Below are 2,675 nucleotides of genomic sequence, written 5' to 3' on the forward strand. Positions count from 1 at the left end.
TCCGATCCGAAAACCGGTCATCCGACGACGACTTCACCTGTCCGGGCCTTGGCACACCACAACCAACGACCTGAAAACCCCAAAGTCACCGGTATTGCGACTAGGTGAGAGATACGGCGGGGGGAAGGATGAGGACCTTGCCGGAGAGGGCGCCTTCTGCGGCCTCCGCATGCAGCGCCGGCAGCTCGGCCAGCGGCACCCTGCGGGCGATATCGACGTGCAGCGCTCCGGAGTCGACCAGCGTCACCAGCCTCGCCAGCTGCGCGGCGTCGCTGTTGACGAAGAGGTTGACGCCGCGCACGCCCCGTTCCTCGTCGGAAGGCGCGGACATCCACACCGTCGTGTTCACCACGATGCCGCCGTCGCGGACCACGGAGGTCAGCGCGGCCAATTGCATCGGATCGACCGGCGCGAGGTTGAGCACGACGTCGACCAGCGCGGACAACTCGGGGACCCCGTGGCCGAACACCTCATCGACGCCCGCCGTCCTGACGCGTTCACTGCTGCGCGGCCCGGCCGTGGCGATCACGTGTGCGCCGGCGTGCTTGGCCAGCTGGACGGCGTAACCGCCGACCGCGCCGCCCGCACCGTTGATCAGTACCCGCTGACCGGCAGTCAGCTTGGCGTGGTCGAAGAGGGCCTGCCAGGCGGTGAGCCCGACCAGCGGCAGCCCGGCCGCATCGGCCAGCGGGATGCTCGCGGGCGCCGTCGTCAGCAGGCCGGCCGGTGCGAGCACATACTCCGCCGCCGCGCCGGGGCCGGTCATCGGCAGGAAACCGACCACCTGGTCGCCGACCCTCACCCGGTCCACGCCCTCGCCCAGCGCGTCGACCGTGCCAGCGACGTCGATGCCGGGGGTGTGCGGCAGGGGCACCGGGATGGGCCCCTGCATGAGGCCTGCGCGGATGTTGCCGTCGACCGGGTTGAACGACGTCGCGGCCACCCGGATCCGGACCTCCCCGGCCGCAGGGACCGGCTGTTCCACGTCCTCGTAACGCAAGACGTCCGGAGTACCGTACTCATGGAAACGCACTGCTTTCATGGTAAATGCCACCTTTCGCGGCAGAGAAGATGATTCGAATCTGAATCATCGTGAGGCCCGGGCACGCCTCGGATACGAGACATGCCCTCAGGTGTGTGAGGGGGGCGACCGTTAGACGGCGGTCAGGAGCCGAAGCTTGCCGTGGCTCGGGGAACCGGGCACGGCGGTGAACACCAGCAGCGTCTGATACTGCTCCGGATCCAGCAGCATCTCGGCGTACAGTTCCAGCTCCCCCAACTCGGGGTGCAGGTAGCGCTTGAGGTCGTGATGGTGAGTCACTCCCACCTCGTGCAACCGCCAGATGTTCGCGAACTCGGAACTGACCTCCAGCAGTGCCGCGACGATCTCGCCGGCCCTCCCTGTGGGATCCGCCGTGTAGGCGTCCCGGATCTCCGCGGCGAAGACCCTGCCCCGAATGGGATGGTCCTCGACGGGGTACAGGCCACGGACTCGCGGATCGCCGGTGAACCAGCGGTAGACCAGGTAACGGGACATGCCCGTGTACCTGGTGTAGTCACCGAGCAGGGCGACCGCCGGGGGCGTCTGCAGCAACGCCTCGCCGAGCCGTGACAGTACGATCGCGGGCACGTCCGAGAGGTCGGCGACGATCCGCATCATTGTGGGACCGATGTAGTCGTCCCGCAGGATCCGTCGCGGCGCCGGGATCCCGCCCAGGATGAACAGGTGGTCACGCTCGCTCTGGTTGAGACGTAGCGCCCGGGCGAGCGCGACGAGCATCCGCTCCGACGGCGCAGGACCTCGCTGCTGCTCGATGCGGCTGTAGTAGTCGGCCGACATCCCGGCCAGCACCGCCACCTCCTCGCGCCGCAGGCCGCCGGTGCGTCGCCGCTGCCCGCGGGGAAGCCCGACATCCTCCGGCTGCAACGCCTCACGACGGGCTCGGAGAAAATCCGCCAGCAACGCCCGGTCCATCGTCCTGCCTCCTCTGTTCGACAGAACAATCTTGACGCGATTCAGGAACCGGATGAAGGGCGGTCCTAACCGCGGACAAGTTGTCCCTGGCTGAGCGGCCCCAGGGGCCTGCGCCCCGGCTGCTGGACGAGAGGTCTTCCTGGATGGGGCACTGTATTTTTTGTGACCGATAGTCATCCTTTCGTCCCACCCTCGACTATCCTCCGAACGACTCCTCACCCCCCGGCGGCCGGTGCAGGGCTTGCCGGAGTGGCCTTCGTCCCCGGTCCAGGCGGCAACTCGCCGAACGGAGGCCCATGTTCTCCCCCCGTACCGCGCTCGTGCCCGACGGCCTTCCCGGATTCTGAAGGAGCATGAATTGCATGGATCCAATGCGAAAGTGCCCGTTCGACGGTGCCCACGACTGACGGGGTTTCGCGCAGTGGCAACAGCTGCGCTGTCCGCGGCCCTCGTCGTGCCCCTCGCTGCGACCCCGACGAGTGCGAGCACGATCCATGAGAGTGCGGCGGCCCGCGCGAGTGGGGCCGCCGGCCCTCGGACGCTCTCTGCGGCGCGACAAGACCGCACTGCGGAGACACGCGCTCATCTGCGGGCGTTGGCGCAATGCCGTTGCTTGAGCTACTGAAGTATTGCGGGCGTAAGGGTGATGACCTTTTCCGGAACCTGCCGTGTGCCTCGCCTGACGTGGTCTTTCTTGCGC

Annotated in this window: 2 protein-coding genes; both read right to left on the reverse strand. The window is 67.7% G+C overall.

Annotation, left to right across the window (positions count from 1 at the left end; translation table 11 throughout):
• Positions 1-100 precede the first annotated feature (100 nt).
• Positions 101-1,042 carry an NADP-dependent oxidoreductase gene (locus ADL01_RS19070; RefSeq protein WP_053743221.1) on the reverse strand — a complete coding sequence of 314 codons (942 nt, stop codon included), beginning with the start codon at positions 1,040-1,042 and terminating at the stop codon, positions 101-103.
• A 111-nt stretch (positions 1,043-1,153) separates the two neighbouring features.
• Positions 1,154-1,975 (reverse strand): helix-turn-helix transcriptional regulator, encoded by an 822-nt coding sequence (locus ADL01_RS19075; RefSeq protein ID WP_053743222.1) that lies wholly within the window; start codon positions 1,973-1,975, stop codon positions 1,154-1,156.
• Positions 1,976-2,675 lie beyond the last annotated feature (700 nt).

The sequence above is a fragment of the Streptomyces sp. NRRL WC-3618 genome (assembly GCF_001280005.1).
Lineage (GTDB): Bacteria > Actinomycetota > Actinomycetes > Streptomycetales > Streptomycetaceae > Streptomyces.

What these genes read in the sequence shown, in the direction of transcription:
- ADL01_RS19070 (WP_053743221.1), bottom strand. Translation starts at nt 1,042, where the DNA reads ATGAAAGCAGTGCGTTTCCATGAGTACGGTACTCCGGACGTCTTGCGT.
- ADL01_RS19075 (WP_053743222.1), bottom strand. Translation starts at nt 1,975, where the DNA reads ATGGACCGGGCGTTGCTGGCGGATTTTCTCCGAGCCCGTCGTGAGGCG.